The 13,061-nt window shown below is 62.7% G+C and carries 25 protein-coding genes and 1 tRNA gene; 14 read left to right on the top strand and 12 right to left on the bottom strand.

The features are described 5' to 3' along the window. Positions 1 to 120: 120 nt before the first annotated feature. The 11 genes from ACVISU_RS40155 to ACVISU_RS40105 form a co-directional block, all read right to left on the bottom strand. Positions 121 to 561 (bottom strand): hypothetical protein, encoded by a 441-nt coding sequence (locus ACVISU_RS40155; RefSeq protein WP_456710617.1) that lies wholly within the window; start codon positions 559 to 561, stop codon positions 121 to 123. Between the two features lie 54 nt (positions 562 to 615). After that, a complete protein-coding gene (locus ACVISU_RS40150; protein ID WP_456710616.1) occupies positions 616 to 1,176 on the bottom strand; it encodes a DNA N-6-adenine-methyltransferase in 561 nt (186 codons plus the stop codon). Beyond that, positions 1,176 to 2,159 (bottom strand): hypothetical protein, encoded by a 984-nt coding sequence (locus ACVISU_RS40145; protein WP_456710615.1) that lies wholly within the window; start codon positions 2,157 to 2,159, stop codon positions 1,176 to 1,178. Before ACVISU_RS40145 ends, ACVISU_RS40150 begins: the two co-directional genes overlap by 1 nt. A gap of 55 nt (positions 2,160 to 2,214) precedes the next feature. Next, a complete protein-coding gene (locus ACVISU_RS40140) occupies positions 2,215 to 2,391 on the bottom strand; it encodes a hypothetical protein (RefSeq protein ID WP_456710614.1) in 177 nt (58 codons plus the stop codon). After that, complete coding sequence (locus tag ACVISU_RS40135; protein WP_456710613.1) at positions 2,388 to 2,684, bottom strand: hypothetical protein; 297 nt, start codon at positions 2,682 to 2,684, stop codon at positions 2,388 to 2,390. The genes ACVISU_RS40140 and ACVISU_RS40135 overlap by 4 nt, the downstream gene beginning before the upstream one ends. Further along, positions 2,684 to 2,911 carry a hypothetical protein gene (locus tag ACVISU_RS40130; protein WP_456710612.1) on the bottom strand — a complete coding sequence of 76 codons (228 nt, stop codon included), beginning with the start codon at positions 2,909 to 2,911 and terminating at the stop codon, positions 2,684 to 2,686. The genes ACVISU_RS40135 and ACVISU_RS40130 overlap by 1 nt, the downstream gene beginning before the upstream one ends. Next, positions 2,908 to 3,324, bottom strand: coding sequence for a hypothetical protein (locus ACVISU_RS40125; RefSeq protein WP_456710611.1), 417 nt, complete (start codon positions 3,322 to 3,324; stop codon positions 2,908 to 2,910). Before ACVISU_RS40125 ends, ACVISU_RS40130 begins: the two co-directional genes overlap by 4 nt. Further along, positions 3,321 to 3,875, bottom strand: coding sequence for a helix-turn-helix domain-containing protein (locus ACVISU_RS40120; RefSeq protein ID WP_456710610.1), 555 nt, complete (start codon positions 3,873 to 3,875; stop codon positions 3,321 to 3,323). Before ACVISU_RS40120 ends, ACVISU_RS40125 begins: the two co-directional genes overlap by 4 nt. After that, a complete protein-coding gene (locus ACVISU_RS40115; RefSeq protein WP_456710609.1) occupies positions 3,876 to 4,121 on the bottom strand; it encodes a hypothetical protein in 246 nt (81 codons plus the stop codon). Positions 4,122 to 4,344: 223 nt separating this feature from the next. Then, positions 4,345 to 4,518 carry a hypothetical protein gene (locus tag ACVISU_RS40110; protein WP_456710608.1) on the bottom strand — a complete coding sequence of 58 codons (174 nt, stop codon included), beginning with the start codon at positions 4,516 to 4,518 and terminating at the stop codon, positions 4,345 to 4,347. 115 nt (positions 4,519 to 4,633) lie between these two features. Then, positions 4,634 to 4,843: a hypothetical protein gene (locus tag ACVISU_RS40105; protein ID WP_456710607.1), complete on the bottom strand. Its 210-nt coding sequence runs from the start codon at positions 4,841 to 4,843 to the stop codon at positions 4,634 to 4,636. Here ACVISU_RS40105 and ACVISU_RS40100 point away from each other — a divergent pair. The 14 genes from ACVISU_RS40100 to ACVISU_RS40035 all read left to right on the top strand — a co-directional run bounded on the left by ACVISU_RS40100 (position 4,832) and on the right by ACVISU_RS40035 (position 12,861). Next, the gene (locus ACVISU_RS40100; protein ID WP_456710606.1) at positions 4,832 to 5,662 is read left to right on the top strand and encodes a S24 family peptidase; all 831 of its coding nucleotides are present in this window, start codon (positions 4,832 to 4,834) and stop codon (positions 5,660 to 5,662) included. The two genes, ACVISU_RS40105 and ACVISU_RS40100, sit on opposite strands and share 12 nt — an antisense overlap. 148 nt (positions 5,663 to 5,810) lie before the next feature. After that, entirely contained in the window at positions 5,811 to 6,152 is a 342-nt protein-coding gene (locus tag ACVISU_RS40095; RefSeq protein ID WP_456710605.1) for a hypothetical protein, read from the top strand. 5 nt (positions 6,153 to 6,157) lie between these two features. Next, positions 6,158 to 6,499 (top strand): hypothetical protein, encoded by a 342-nt coding sequence (locus tag ACVISU_RS40090; RefSeq protein ID WP_456710604.1) that lies wholly within the window; start codon positions 6,158 to 6,160, stop codon positions 6,497 to 6,499. Positions 6,500 to 6,617: 118 nt separating this feature from the next. Continuing rightward, on the top strand, positions 6,618 to 6,878 hold the full coding sequence (locus tag ACVISU_RS40085) for a hypothetical protein (RefSeq protein WP_456710603.1): 261 nt from the start codon (positions 6,618 to 6,620) through the stop codon (positions 6,876 to 6,878). Continuing rightward, positions 6,878 to 7,195: a hypothetical protein gene (locus ACVISU_RS40080; protein WP_456710602.1), complete on the top strand. Its 318-nt coding sequence runs from the start codon at positions 6,878 to 6,880 to the stop codon at positions 7,193 to 7,195. The genes ACVISU_RS40085 and ACVISU_RS40080 overlap by 1 nt, the downstream gene beginning before the upstream one ends. Then, entirely contained in the window at positions 7,196 to 7,987 is a 792-nt protein-coding gene (locus ACVISU_RS40075; protein WP_456710601.1) for an ERF family protein, read from the top strand. Positions 7,988 to 8,020: 33 nt separating this feature from the next. After that, positions 8,021 to 9,091, top strand: coding sequence for a hypothetical protein (locus ACVISU_RS40070; protein WP_456710600.1), 1,071 nt, complete (start codon positions 8,021 to 8,023; stop codon positions 9,089 to 9,091). A 9-nt stretch (positions 9,092 to 9,100) separates the two neighbouring features. After that, positions 9,101 to 9,709, top strand: a complete 609-nt coding sequence (locus ACVISU_RS40065) for a lambda exonuclease family protein (RefSeq protein WP_456710599.1) — start codon at positions 9,101 to 9,103, stop codon at positions 9,707 to 9,709. Next, positions 9,706 to 10,074, top strand: coding sequence for a hypothetical protein (locus ACVISU_RS40060; protein ID WP_456710598.1), 369 nt, complete (start codon positions 9,706 to 9,708; stop codon positions 10,072 to 10,074). The genes ACVISU_RS40065 and ACVISU_RS40060 overlap by 4 nt, the downstream gene beginning before the upstream one ends. After that, entirely contained in the window at positions 10,071 to 10,475 is a 405-nt protein-coding gene (locus tag ACVISU_RS40055) for a recombination protein NinB (protein WP_456710597.1), read from the top strand. The genes ACVISU_RS40060 and ACVISU_RS40055 overlap by 4 nt, the downstream gene beginning before the upstream one ends. Then, positions 10,472 to 10,864, top strand: a complete 393-nt coding sequence (locus ACVISU_RS40050; protein ID WP_456710596.1) for an HNH endonuclease — start codon at positions 10,472 to 10,474, stop codon at positions 10,862 to 10,864. The genes ACVISU_RS40055 and ACVISU_RS40050 overlap by 4 nt, the downstream gene beginning before the upstream one ends. Next, positions 10,861 to 11,562 (top strand): DUF2786 domain-containing protein, encoded by a 702-nt coding sequence (locus ACVISU_RS40045; RefSeq protein WP_456710595.1) that lies wholly within the window; start codon positions 10,861 to 10,863, stop codon positions 11,560 to 11,562. The genes ACVISU_RS40050 and ACVISU_RS40045 overlap by 4 nt, the downstream gene beginning before the upstream one ends. 8 nt (positions 11,563 to 11,570) lie before the next feature. Continuing rightward, positions 11,571 to 11,801 (top strand): hypothetical protein, encoded by a 231-nt coding sequence (locus ACVISU_RS40040; protein ID WP_456710594.1) that lies wholly within the window; start codon positions 11,571 to 11,573, stop codon positions 11,799 to 11,801. Next, a complete protein-coding gene (locus ACVISU_RS40035; protein ID WP_456710593.1) occupies positions 11,779 to 12,861 on the top strand; it encodes a tyrosine-type recombinase/integrase in 1,083 nt (360 codons plus the stop codon). Before ACVISU_RS40040 ends, ACVISU_RS40035 begins: the two co-directional genes overlap by 23 nt. A 95-nt stretch (positions 12,862 to 12,956) precedes the next feature. On the opposite strand, the gene ACVISU_RS40030 is transcribed toward ACVISU_RS40035, so the two are convergent. After that, positions 12,957 to 13,034: transfer RNA gene (locus ACVISU_RS40030), tRNA-Pro, on the bottom strand. Positions 13,035 to 13,061 lie beyond the last annotated feature (27 nt).

Below are 13,061 nucleotides of genomic sequence, written 5' to 3'. Positions count from 1 at the left end.
CCGGAACCTTTTCGTCCGGTCAGCCTCGAATGATGATGAAGGCCAGAAGGCCGCCGGCGCACATGAGGCCGATCGCAGTTCCGATCAGATAGGCGCGGATGATCGCCTGAATGTTCACGCTCACTGTTCGCCCCCGTTGGTGAATTGACCGATGTCAGCCATGAGGGCGTCAGCCTCAGCGCTCACCGTATCGGCAAGCTGGTTGTGAGCGGTCGCCGCCTGCTCCATCTTCGCTAGCGAGGCCGCCATCTTGGCTTGGCCGTCCTGCATCTTCTGGCGGATCGCGGCGAGCTGCGTCTTGAGATTGCCGCCGGCAAAGCCAGCGCCGGTAACGGACATGACGTTTCCTTTCGAGGTTTCGGGGATCAAGGCGACGGCGGGAAGCCGCAGCGCGTTGCGAACTGCGTCCTCTATGTCCTGGTCGGAGGCGAAGGCGCCGACGCTGGCGCTCATCGTGCCGTTGGACCAGGTTAGGTGCTGATAGCCGGCAGAGAGCGCGAGAGTGAGCGTTTCAATGCCGGGGACGTCAGCCATGCGGGAGCGCAAATCAGCAATCGACATGTCTCTAGCAATCTCCCGGCTGCGTTAATGGCGCTAATGAAAAGCGAACGGTTTTTAGATTTCTCGGGATAACTTCCGCGGCATGGAGCGGCGATCCCAGAACATGCCGAGGTTGCATCGATCAAGAGCGTCGCAAGCGACGTCGCCGACACTAAGCAGCGCAACGCCATGCCCCGGCGATTTGCCGCGCGTGCCGGCTTCATGGCGCGTCTCGTCGCCCTTCCGATTGACACTCACCATCGCCGTCCCGCGAACAAACTGCGTCTTACCGCGTGGGAATAGGATGCCGTCCGCCTTGGGCGCGTAGTCGTGCCACCAGCTCGAGGATGTGTAACTGCGAACCAGCGCAATCCCGTTGCCGTGTGCGAAGAACCGCTCGAGCCAGGGGACTTGGCCAAAGCGACCGCCGAAAGGCGGGTTCATGAAAACCAGCCCCTCGCCCCACTCCTGTCGCAAGCCGTCGTCAGCGATCGTGAAAACTCGCGCCGCGGGCACCCAATGGTGAGAGCCCGGCGAACAGGGATCGAGGGCAAACCTGAGCCCCATCGCGTCGAAATATTCGGGCGGCGTATACCACTCATCCGACATCCCGATTGCCTTCTCGTGTTCAGCCATCAGCCCGCCTTCCTGATTTTGTTGCCCGTCGCAACGTCGATGCCGTGCCGCTGGAGCACGTCAGCCGGCGCGCGGCATCCCGTGAGACCAGGCGCAGGCCCCGCGTGACGCGGCCAGATGCTTTGATTGCGCGCGTACATCGCAACCGTGGCGTCCCAATTGATCGAGGCGCCGGCGGCTGCTCGCTCCGAAGGCTTCGCGGCTCGTTTGTCGTGGCGTTCGGCAAGCGCAGCATCGAAATAGGCGAGCGAGGCGATGCCGGGCTTGCGGCGATCGAGATCCCGCACGACGTCGCGCACCATGCCGGGATCGTATCCAGCGTCGATCCATGACCGAACACGCGAAAGGTCGATCGCCCGAGCTGGACCGAAGATTTCCGCGAGATCGGCCCGCAAGCTTTCCTCGACCAAATCGACTTGATCGCGCGCGCCGGTCTGCTCTGCTCTGCTCTGTTTCTGTTCTGCTCTGTTCTGGTCCGTTACCGTAACGTCGGATGAAACGTTTCCGGTAACGTCAGCGTCGCGTTTCTTTCGGTCGCGATGCTCGCGAACGCGCTCCGTCGAGCTGTCCGATTTGTACTGGCGCCCCTCCCAGTTGTGAGGCGCAAAGGTGCCGTCCGGAAGCTTGTCGAGCAATCCGGCGGTCACCAGCTCCAGGACGAGCGCAGCGACGCGCTGAGGCGTTGTTCGCAGCTCGAATGCCACATCAGCCGCCGGCGGCAGCTTGCCCTTATGCCGCGAAGCGACGCAAAGCAGCGACACCCAATGCCACCGCATCGCCTCCGGAAGCCGCATCACCTTGGGATCGTTGATCACGTCCCCATACATCCGAAACCAAGGATTGCTCACCCCGCCGCCCCTTCCCTTGTCAGATTGAACAGGGTGCAGCCGAGGCTTTCCCCGATTTTGACCTCTACGCACGCGAGCCGCCCGTGAGCGGCCGTCTTGTCGGCAAGCTCGCGCGTTGCCCAGACCGTGCCGCACGCACCCATCAGCGGCCGATAGACGTTGATCCAAACCGTTGCCGGAATGTCCGCACTCATCGGCGCCCCGCGTCCCGCAGCGCAGCCAGGCGGTTCGCAACGACGTGCTCAAGACAGCCGAGCCGCCGCGAGATAGCGACCGTGTCGAGCTTTTCGCCCCACAGGCGCAAAATGGCCTCGTCTACCGTCTCGACCCGATCGCGCGCGGGCGCCGTATCGTCAAAAATGCTCATTCGTCGACCCTTTCGCGCAGTTCAAAGAAGCCCTTGGCCTCCGGATGGATTTGGAGGAACCAGCGCGCGAGCGGCGCGGTCCAATGGTCGTTGCAGCGGAAAGCGCGGTTGCCGCGCTCAATCCGTTCATGCCAGCGGATCCGATGCAGGATCGCGTCCGCCGAATATCGGTCATAGCCAACCTTACGGACCTCGAGCGCCAGGCGCTCGAACTGCTGGCAGACGTCGAGCGGAACGCCTTCCGGATAGGAAGGCGGCGCTGTCATCAGCTCAAGCAGCGGCGCGTCCGACATCAGGAGGCCGGCCCCTGCGTCAGCCGAAGCCGCCCGCGGCCCTTGCCGGCGGGATTGTAGAACTCGACCAGGCCGAGCGCGGCGAGCCCATTCCAGGTCGACCGCATGAATGGCGCCAGCTCGCCGGCGGCGAGCAGCACGCCGTTTCGGTCAAAGCAGCCATCGCCGTTATGTTCGGAGAGCCATTTCAGCGCGTCGCGCTGCGAGCGGGTAAGCTGAGGCCTCATCGTTTCCGGTTCCTCCGGTTTTGCGAGACCGTCGCCCACTCCAAATTGTCATCTTGGTTGTTGAGGCTGTCCCCGTCCTGGTGATCGCCGATCGTGTGGGCTTCGGTGGGTCGCACCTTGCCGGTTTCGCCCAAAATCGCCTTGTGCATGTAGATCGTGCAGCGCCGACCATCGCGCCATGATGTGCGCGTGGCGTAGCGTTTCGTTTTGGTGCGGTCCCAGCGCCAGGACCAGCGCCATTGCGTCACCCAGCCGTAACGGCCGGGCGATACGAGGCAAAAAACCTCGCCGTCATTGTCGAGATAGACGCGGCGCGGCGCGTTGACGTCGACAAGCACCAACTGCCCCGCTGTCGACAGCGGCCAGTCATCGGCGCCGAAGGTTTCAGAAATGGACAGCGCTGCGCCGGTCAATCGCAATACTCCAGCTCATCGCGGAGCGACCGGACGAAATCGGCTGTTTCGACGTCGAAGCAATCCGGGTTCTCCGGATCCTCACCGATCAGCCGCCGGATTTTGTGAACCGCGTGCATCACGGTGGTGTGGTCTTTGCCGCCGAAGTGCCGACCGATCACCGGCAAGCTGCTGGCAGTGAGCAGCTTGCAAAGGTACATCGCGACTTGCCGCGCGTGGACGAGCCGCTTATGCCGGCGTTCGGCGAGGAATTCGGAAAGGCTCAAGTCGACCCGACCGCAGACCGCAATCTGAACATCGCGAATGGTGATCGGCTTTTCGAGCGAAACGGTCTCGATGGAGAACCAGGTTTCTTTCATCGGCAGGCAGTAGAGCGGCGCAGTGTCGACCACGGGCGCCAGCTTCGGGTGCGCGGCCTCGAGCGCTGCCCGCAACTTTGATGCCGCAAGTTCAGCGGCCTTTGTCTCGATCGAAGCCCGGAACGCTGCGCGCCGATTGCGCGCTCGCAATTCCGTTTCTGTTGGTTGGTAAGCCGGGGCGGCTACGCTCATTTAGCCCCCGTTCTGGCGAACCAAAGCCTTAGCCTGCACCACAGGATCCGATGCAGCGCCGCACGCCGCCTCGGTGATCGCAATTTCATGCCGCAGTTTCCCCATCTGACGTTTGCACTCGGCCTGGTAGGCCGCCCGTAACCGCATGTACGCAGTGACGCCGATGTCCTTGAGCGATGAGGCGCGGTATCGAAGCCGCCACATCACGCCATAGTCGACGCCGTAATCACGTTCGATTGAACGCATCGCGTGCTCGGTGTCTCCTGCACCCCGAGAACGCATTTTCGTAAGGTCCTTCGACCACTTAACCGCTTCATCCAGATACGCAGACCGCGGCATTTGCCTTTGCCTCCAAGAGAATTTGCACCAATGCAAAACCCGTCATGTTTGAACTTCCGGCATGACGAACCCGGACAACGAGAACGAACCCTTCCCCTTCCAGCCGCTCGCAGCATTCGCCGCGCGCGTGCTAGCTCCCCAGAACCAAAAACAAAGCGAAGATGTTGAGCGCGATCGAAGCGAGCCACGTTCCGACGAACAGCACGCCGAACAGCACCGCGCCCACGTCGATCAGGGCTTGCGCCAGATAGCTGCGTTTGAACGACGCGCCCGCGGCTTGAAACGTTGGTGAAACGTTGCGCATCAGGCGAGCCCCGCAACGACCGCTTCAAATTCGAGCCGGCAATATTCGTCCATCGCGGACGTCAAAGCGCAGTCGACCAGATCAACCCAGAAATCCCACCACCACAGAGCCAGCATTAAGCCGCCTCCATGTTGCGAGCGCTCATGAAGGCGCGGACGCGATCCATGGTCTTTAGGCTAGGAAGCCGGCCGCCTCGCAAAATGTCAGGGATGAAATTGCTGTCGCCCAGCGCGCCGGTGCCAAAGGCCGTGACGCTCATTCCCGTTTTCGCGCGGAACTCTTCGATCTCGTCGATTAAGGATTGGATAGCAGGATGAATGACCATGAAACAGGAAATACAGGAAGTTTCCTGTCACGTCAATCGGACAATTCCTGTTTTCCTTCTGAAAGGGTAAAGTTTTACAAAGGAGGCATGGATGTGGTGCGAAAACTGATTCTTGATCGATTGCAGCAGCTGGACTTGGGCATGGCCCAGGTCTCGTTGCAGATCGGCAAAAACGAAGCCTATTTGCAGCAATTTTTAAAACGCGGATCCCCGAAGGAGCTGCGGGAGCGCGAGCGCGCGTTACTCGCAGAGATTTTAAAGGTTCCGGAAGCTGAACTGCGCGGACCATCTACCCCGCTACCTAAACGCGGGTACAACAAACAAGATGTGGTTGAGCGCGAAAGTCTGATTGACGTTACGTCACACACGCCTCAAATAGCGCCAGCAGCGCAGAGGTCGGTAATTCCAGGCGCTGAACTTTTTTCAAGCATGGATTTGCCAGTGTTCGGCACAGCGCAAGGCGGCGATGGGGCTTTGATCATCACTGATCGCCCGGTCGACTATGTGGCCCGACCCTCCGTACTACTACGGGTTGAGGATGGATACGGCATGATAGTGACGGGGGACAGCATGGACCCTGCCCTGCGATCCGGATCAACGGCCCTCGTCAATCCGCACCTCCCTCCCCGCGTCGGCGATCTGTGCTTGTTCCGCAGCCACGCCGAGGACGGAAGCACCCACGCCGCCGTCAAAGAATATCGCGGCGAAACCGAAACGTCTTGGAAGGTCCGCCAATACACCCCGGCGAAGGATTTCACGCTTAGGAAATCCGAATGGCAGGACCGGCCCCAAAGGATTGTCGGTTCCTACTTCACCTGACCCCGAGCCCCGGTTCCCCGGGGCTTTTTCTTTGATTTGCGCACTATTCAGCATTTTCCTCAAAATATTTTTTGAGGCCGCGTATTTTTCCTGTTGCTGAAAAGGAAATTTCCTGTAGGATGTTTCCTGTCACAACGGGGAACGCCCAATGGCCGGATATCGACGCGACGACGAAAGCCCCTCCGAATACGCCGAGCGCCTTGAGCGCGCCGAGGCCGAAGCCGGTTGGTATTTCAAGACTTCCACCACGCAGCAGCAGGCCCGTTACGCCGATCGCATGAGCGTTGCCGCTGCCTACAAAGGCTCGCCGCGCTGGGATCGCGAGCGCGAAGCCGCTCAGAAGGAATTCACCGAAACCACCGCCGCCGCGTCCGAACTGTGCACCGAGACGATGCACGAGCTGATGACCATCGGCGAGGTTTCGGAAGCCCTCTCCTACCGCTGGGATGAACTGGCGGTTTCCGACGCAATGGCACAGGCCGCGGAGTAACCACCATGAAGCATTTCCGCTTTGACGTTCGCTGCATTGACGGGCGCCTTTTCCAGCACATCGCGCAAAACGATGACCCGGATTTCGAGCGCGACATCGGCCGTTGTGAGGAATGCGACGGCGCCGGCTGCGAGCGCCTGCACCGCCAGGCCGCAGAGGCCAAGGTTGGCGACAAGATCGTTTGCACCCACGTTTTCCCGCCGATCCCGGATCGCAATCACGATTGGTGCGCCACGCGCGACAACGACGAGCCCGACGACAACGGCAACATGTTCCAGGGTTTCGGCCGCACCGCGCAGGACGCGATTGACGACCTTGTGGCCGTCATCGAGGACGCGCGGGGCTGATGACAATGGGCGATTTCCTCCGACGTCACGGCTGCGACGCGACCGATATCCGCGATCTCGGCATCATCGCCGCTTTCATCGCCACGGTTTTTGTGTGGTGCGTCGTTCTGGGTGCAGCGTGAACAACTCGCAGGGCGACGTCCTCGAGGTCGGCACGCTGGCGATGTTCGATCGCCTGCCCCGCCTCGCCCGCGAAGCGATTGCCGGCGCCCGGTTCGATTGGGCGCTTGGCGAATGGCTGTCCGACTGGACGGCCGGAACGATCAGCGCGCGCGGCCTCGCCGTGAAAATTCAGGCCGTCGACAAGGTGGCATCCGCCTCCGAGCGCGTCGAGACCTGGGGACCGGACTACCCGATTTTGAAAGGTGAGCTTCCGTAATGGCAATCACGCTTGGCGACTTCCGCATTGACGCGGGACACCACGACATCACCCCGGAGCAGGAACGGGAGCTGGACGAGGCGCGCCACGCCGCCGAGGCCGGCGCCGCTCGCAACAAGCGGGTTGAGGGTTACGCCTCATGGCTCGCCGACGACGTGGACGGGCTGATTAGCGCCGTCGCACCGCGCGAAGGCGCGCCCAGCCAGCACTCGACCGCAATTCTCGCCGAGGCCCGCGCGGTTGTCGCGCTCGCCCTCTCGAAAATCGACCTCGCCATTGAGCGAGACAAAGAAGCCCACAGCCAGGAGGCCGCATAAATGTCAGCCGAACCGCTCCCCGAAAGCAACATCAAGCCGCTCGCGACGCGCCGCCCACGCGCCGTGACGCCCGTCACCCAGCCTATGGACATCGTTCGCGCAGCGCTGGAGACCGGCAACGTCGAAATGTACCGCGAAGCCGTGGCGCTCGCGAAGGAAATGGACGCCCTCGCCGCCCGCAAGGCGTTTGACGTCGCGATGGCCGAGGCCAAGGCTGAAATCCCGGTGATCCGGAAGAACCGGCGGGTTGGTTTCGAGAGCCGCAAGGCCGGCGCCGCGCGCACCGACTACGCCCATGAGGATCTTGCCGAGATCGCGCGCACCGTCGACCCGATCTTGGGCCGGTTCGGCCTCTCCTATCGCTTCCGCGTCTCGTCCAAGATCGGCGAGCCGGTTTCAGTGACATGCGTTCTGTCCCACCGCGACGGCCATTTCGAGGAAACGACGCTGCACGCCGGCCGCGATGAGAGCGGCAACAAAAACCACATCCAAGGCGTCGGCTCGACCGTCACTTATTTGCAGCGGTACACGCTCAAGGCCGCGCTTGGCCTTGCCGCGGCGGAAGATGACGACGGCCACGGCAGCGAGCAGCCCGCCGAGGAAGCCGCCTATACGCCGCCGCCCGGCTCGATCACCGCCGACCAGGTGGCATTCATCCGCGACGAGCTGGAAGCCAAAGGCGCAAGCGAAGTCGCCTTCCTTGGCTGGGCCAAGCAGAAGCGAATTGAGGACATCCCCGCAACCCACTTCGGCGCTTGCGTCAATGCGCTCGCCAAATTCCGGAAGGCCTAACCCATGAACGCAATTGTAACCCTCGACAGCATTTTGGAGCCGTCACAGGCCCTCACCCCGGCGGCGCTGTTCGGCACCGGCCAGATTGAAACCATCGTGTCGGCGATCGAGAGCCAGGTACGCGCCGAGGCCTACGACATCACCACGCCGGAAGGCCGGGAGCGCATCAAGTCGGTTGCCTACAAGATTGCCCGCAGCAAAACCACGCTGGACGAGATCGGCAAGGAGCACGTTGCCGAGATCAAGGCGCAGTCCGCCGCGATCGACAAGGAGCGCAAGACGCTCCGCGACCGGCTGGACGCCCTCAAGGAGGAAGTCCGCAAGCCGGTCACCGATTGGGAAGATACCGAGGCGAACCGCGTCAGCGGTCACGAAAACGCGATTGTTCGCATCATCGGCCTGCAATCCCCGCAGTTGCCCGGCGTCGACGGCATTCGCGCCGCAATTCTTGAAATGGAGCGCATTGCCGCCCGCGATTGGCAGGAATTCGAGCATCGCGGGATCGGCGCATATCAGGAGACCCGCGACAAGCTGGCCGCGATGCTCGCCGCCGCCGAGAGGGCCGAGGCCGAGCGCGCCGAGCTGGAAGCGCTCCGCGCCGAGAAGGCCGCACGCGAGGAGGCCGACCGCAAGGCCGCGGCCGAGCAGGAGGCCGCCGCAGCAGCCGCCCGCCATCGGGAACAGGAGCGCATCCGTGCCGAGCGCGCAGAGGAAGAGAAAGCCGCCGCCGTTGCCCGCGCCGTCGAGCAGGAGCGCCAGCGCGCCGAAGAGGCCCGCATTGAGGCCGGGCAACGCGCCGAGCGCGAGAAGGCCGCCGCGATCGAGGCCGAGCGCCGCCGGCTGGAGGAAGAAGCCCGGGCCGAAGAATGGCGCCGCAAGCGCGAAGAGCAAGCCGCGCGCGACGTGGCCGCCGCGGTAGCTGCCGAGCAGGCCGAACGCGAAGCCGCCGAGCGCAAGCGCCAGGAGAGCACCCGGCACCGCAACAAGGTTCACCGCGCGATCCGCGACAGCATGACCGAAAGTGCCATCCCCGGCGAAGTCGCGGACTTGATCCTTGCTGCGCTCATCGACGGCAGCATTCCCCACGTTTCAATCAACTACTGAGGCCAGCCAGTGCAGATTTTCAACGTCGAACAGAATTCCCCCGAGTGGTTCGAGGCGCGCCGCGGCATCCCGACCGCCTCGCAATTCAAGGCCATCTTGGCGAAGGGCGAAGGCAAGACCCGCCGCGCCTACATGCTGAAACTCGCCGGCGAGATCCTTTCCGGCGAGAAGATGGAGAGCTTTTCCAACGACTACACCGAGCGCGGCCACGAATTCGAGCCGATCTTGCGTGACCTTTACTGTTTCGAGACCGGCGCGCTGCTCGAGCGCGTCGGGTTCATCCGGAACGGCCGCGTTGGCTGCTCGCCTGATAGCCTGATCGGCACCGATGGCGGCTTGGAGATCAAGAGCCAGTCCCCGCACCTGTTGATTGAAACGATCCTCAAGGACGAATTCCCGCCCGAGCACAAGGCCCAGGTGCAGGGAACGCTCTGGGTCACCAAGCGGGAATGGTGGGACATCGCCGTAGGCTACAAAGGCATGCCGCTGTTCCGGAAAAAGACCTACCGGGACGAGCGTTACATTCAGACCCTCGCAACCGAAGTCGACCGGTTCAACGCCGAGCTTGACCAGGTTGTGGAGCAAATCCGCCGGCGCGGCGAGGCGGTGGCAGCATGAGCGCGCGCGTCGTCTCGGAAGCTGAATTCAGAACCAGGATGCGAGTAATTCTATCCGACCCGCTCACCATGACGGTCGGTTGTGTCACCGGCCCAGGCCGCAGCGGTGCCATTGCCGCAGTCTATGCCAGTCACATCCTGCGCGTGCCCTTCCTGCCGTACGGGCAGAAAGCGCCCGCGGATCTTGGCCGGCTCCTGATCATCGACACCGCACGCGAGAGCGGCGCCACCCTCCGCAAAGCGGAGCGGAAATATCTCGGCTGCACTCCGCTTGTGCTTGTGGCCTACGAAGAACCGCCCCGGGTGGTGTTTTGGTACGAGGCGCGCAAGCCGCAGCGGTATCGCCACGAGAGGGCCGCGGCATGAGCGGGCGCGCCCTCCTTGTTCTCTCTACCCGCGCGATCCGGGAGAAGGCCATTGACTGGATCATGCGCCTTCCCCCCGGAACGCGCGTCGAGTTCAAGGAGCCACAGCGCACCCTTGAGCAGAACGACCGCATGTGGGCGATGCTGACCGACATCGCCCGCCAATGCACCCTCAACGGCCGCCGCTGGTCGACCGATCAGTGGAAGGTGATTTTCCTGCACGAGCTGGGCCGCGAGGCGCAATTCATCCCGTCTCTGTCCGGAAACTTCATCCCCTACGGGCAGTCCAGTTCTGACCTTGGCGTCAAGGAAATGTCCGACCTCATCGAAAGCATGTTCGCCTACGGCGCCGAGAACGGCGTTCGCTGGAGCGATCCGAAATTGCAGGAGAACGCTGCTTGAGCCGGACCGTCGCCGAGTGGATCGGAAAGACCGACGACAGCCGGCCACCGCCGCATGTCCGCCTGCGCATTTTCGAGCGCCACGGCGGCCGGTGCCACTTTTCAGACCGCCGCATCATGCCGGGCGACCATTGGGACGTCGACCACGTCAAGGCGCTCATCAACGGCGGCGAGAACCGCGAAAGCAATATGGCGCCGATCCTGCGCGGGAAGCCGCACAAGGAGAAAACCGCCCAGGACGTCGCCGAGAAATCGAAGGTCTACCGGAAGCGCGCAAAGCATGTCGGAGCGATGCCGGCCGCGCGCCAGAAGATCAAGAGCCGCGGCTTTGAACGATCAAAGGCGCAGCACACCGCATCATCACCGATCGAGAAATGGAGGGGATTTTGAAGCAGACCCGCGCGGCGATGATCGCGAAAATCAAGGCGTTGCTTGCCAAAACGGTTGAGAACGGCTGCACCGAAGGCGAAGCCCTCGCCGCGCTCGAAAAGGCGCGCGCGATGATGGCCGAGCACGCCATCGGCGACGATGACGTCAATTTCGGCGGTGAACAGTGCATCCGCGACAGCACGTCACAGGACGATCGGGACCGCATCCGGCAGTCCCTCGCCACCGGCGTGGCCGCGTTCTGCGAATGTCGGACATGGACCGGCCCAGGGTTCGAGCAGATCAATTTTTGCGGCCTCGAGGGCGACGTTGGCTTTGCTCATTGGCTGCTGGACACCCTCGCCGCGTTCGTGCGCCGCGAGCTGGCCGCCTACCTGCGCGCCACATGGGCGCCGACGATGGGCCGCGTCCGCCGCCTCGAGACAGCCGGCTTCGTTGGCGGATGTTGTCGACGCATCGCCGAGCGATTGCATGAGTTGGCACCGAAGCCAGCGCCGGGCAATGGCCGAGACCTGGTGTTGGCGAAGGGCGCCTTGATCGACCGCACAATGCAGGATCTTGGCATCAAGCTCCGGGACACCTTCCACCGGAAGCGCATCGACCGCACCGCCGACGCCGCCGGCGAGCGCGCCGGCGATCACGCGCAATTCAACCGGCCGGTAGATGGCTGCGCACCTATGGGGATGATCGGCCGCCGATGAAACGGGGAATGAACAAACAGGAAGCCGCCGAATATTGCGGCTGCGACACCCTCGCCGCCTTCGATCAGTGGCGCAGCAAGGGCATTGTGCCAGGCCCCATCCCCGGGACCACCCGATGGGACCGGAAGGCGCTGGACGCCGCCCTAGACCGCGCCAGCGGCCTTGTGACAACATCGGCGCCCGAACTGACCCCGTTCCAGCGCTGGAAGGCCGAGAATGCCGCGCGCGAAACCACCTAAAGACCTCATCGCCGAGCTTCCCGACGTCCACCGCGTCAAGGCCAAGCTCGCCGATGGGTCGATCAAGGTCTATTTGTACTACCGGCCATCCGGCGAGAAGCTGGACCCGAACGACATCATGCAGAGCTATGCCCGGGCCGAGAAGAAATTCCGGACCAAGGGCGACGAGACGCTGACGGCGCTGATCCGCCTATTCGATGGTTCCAGCTATTTTGACCAGTTGAGCGACGACAGCCGGCGCGAATACGTCTGGAAGCTGCGCCGGATCGAAACCAAATGGGGCAGCGTCCCGAAGGCGACCTTTGACGATGCCGACGACGCAGACGAGTTCGCCGCGATGGCGCTCGCGTGGCATCAGGCGCTTGGCAAGACCTCGCTCCGATCGGCAGACAACCTCATGTCCGCGCTGTGCCGCGTGTTGTCGTTCGCCAAGGAACAACGGGCGATCAAATTTCACCCGCTGGCGACGTTTAAACGGCTCTACAAGAGCGACCGCGCCGACAAGACTTGGAGCGAGGATCTACAACAGAAATTCATCAGCACCGCCCGCCCAGCGATGCAGGCGGCAATGATCCTGGTCCGCAACACCGCCATGCGCGCGGCCGACATCCGGAAATTCCCTTGGACCCGCTACAATGGGTCGCAGGTTCAAATCCGATCCAGCAAGACCGGCAAATTACTGTGGATACCGGCGACCCGCGAGCTGAAAGCCTACCTCGACGGCCTCGACCGCAAGGGCGCGCTTGTGATGCTAACCCCGACCGGGAAAGCTTACACGAAGCGATATTTCAACGAGCATTGGGCCGAGGACGCCGCAGCCGTTGGGGCCGGCGATTTGCATTTCCATGACAACCGCGGCACCGCGGCAACACTTCTCGCCGAGGCCGGCGCGACGGCGCCCGAGATCGCTGAGGCGCTTACATGGACCGTCGACAAGGCCCAGCGCATCATTGACCAGTACCTTGCGCGAAAGGGCATTCTGGCGGCGAACGCGATTGCAAAGCTGGAGGATCATCGCGACAAGCTGGCATCCCAGACGAAGCAAAACGGGACGCCGTAGAGAACGGCCAGAGAACGATTTTGTAAAACGCCCGTAAAAGGGCGCTCCGAGTAAAACGGACCACGCCGAAACGACGTTGAATGTATTGAGAAAAATGGTCGGAGCGAGAGGATTTGAACCTCCGACCCCTAGTCTCCCAGACTAGTGCGCTAACCGGGCTGCGCCACGCTCCGATGCCGTTCCATTAGCTGCGATCCTGC

It is taken from the genome of Bradyrhizobium sp. USDA 4452, assembly GCF_054063575.1.
This window is presented reverse-complemented; position numbering and strand designations above follow the sequence as displayed.

Bases quoted from the DNA above. Each gene is read 5' to 3' on its own strand.
- ACVISU_RS40100 (WP_456710606.1), top strand. From the start codon at position 4,832: ATGAATGACCATGAAACAGGAAATACAGGAAGTTTCCTGTCACGTCAA.
- ACVISU_RS40090 (WP_456710604.1), top strand. From the start codon at position 6,158: ATGAAGCATTTCCGCTTTGACGTTCGCTGCATTGACGGGCGCCTTTTC.
- ACVISU_RS40120 (WP_456710610.1), bottom strand. From the start codon at position 3,875: ATGAGCGTAGCCGCCCCGGCTTACCAACCAACAGAAACGGAATTGCGA.
- ACVISU_RS40040 (WP_456710594.1), top strand. From the start codon at position 11,571: ATGAACAAACAGGAAGCCGCCGAATATTGCGGCTGCGACACCCTCGCC.
- ACVISU_RS40135 (WP_456710613.1), bottom strand. From the start codon at position 2,684: ATGTCGGACGCGCCGCTGCTTGAGCTGATGACAGCGCCGCCTTCCTAT.
- ACVISU_RS40115 (WP_456710609.1), bottom strand. From the start codon at position 4,121: ATGCGTTCAATCGAACGTGATTACGGCGTCGACTATGGCGTGATGTGG.
- ACVISU_RS40035 (WP_456710593.1), top strand. From the start codon at position 11,779: ATGCCGCGCGCGAAACCACCTAAAGACCTCATCGCCGAGCTTCCCGAC.
- ACVISU_RS40140 (WP_456710614.1), bottom strand. From the start codon at position 2,391: ATGAGCATTTTTGACGATACGGCGCCCGCGCGCGATCGGGTCGAGACG.
- ACVISU_RS40055 (WP_456710597.1), top strand. From the start codon at position 10,071: ATGAGCGGGCGCGCCCTCCTTGTTCTCTCTACCCGCGCGATCCGGGAG.
- ACVISU_RS40075 (WP_456710601.1), top strand. From the start codon at position 7,196: ATGTCAGCCGAACCGCTCCCCGAAAGCAACATCAAGCCGCTCGCGACG.
- ACVISU_RS40155 (WP_456710617.1), bottom strand. From the start codon at position 561: ATGTCGATTGCTGATTTGCGCTCCCGCATGGCTGACGTCCCCGGCATT.
- ACVISU_RS40080 (WP_456710602.1), top strand. From the start codon at position 6,878: ATGGCAATCACGCTTGGCGACTTCCGCATTGACGCGGGACACCACGAC.
- ACVISU_RS40130 (WP_456710612.1), bottom strand. From the start codon at position 2,911: ATGAGGCCTCAGCTTACCCGCTCGCAGCGCGACGCGCTGAAATGGCTC.
- ACVISU_RS40095 (WP_456710605.1), top strand. From the start codon at position 5,811: ATGGCCGGATATCGACGCGACGACGAAAGCCCCTCCGAATACGCCGAG.
- ACVISU_RS40110 (WP_456710608.1), bottom strand. From the start codon at position 4,518: ATGCGCAACGTTTCACCAACGTTTCAAGCCGCGGGCGCGTCGTTCAAA.
- ACVISU_RS40060 (WP_456710598.1), top strand. From the start codon at position 9,706: ATGAGCGCGCGCGTCGTCTCGGAAGCTGAATTCAGAACCAGGATGCGA.
- ACVISU_RS40150 (WP_456710616.1), bottom strand. From the start codon at position 1,176: ATGGCTGAACACGAGAAGGCAATCGGGATGTCGGATGAGTGGTATACG.
- ACVISU_RS40105 (WP_456710607.1), bottom strand. From the start codon at position 4,843: ATGGTCATTCATCCTGCTATCCAATCCTTAATCGACGAGATCGAAGAG.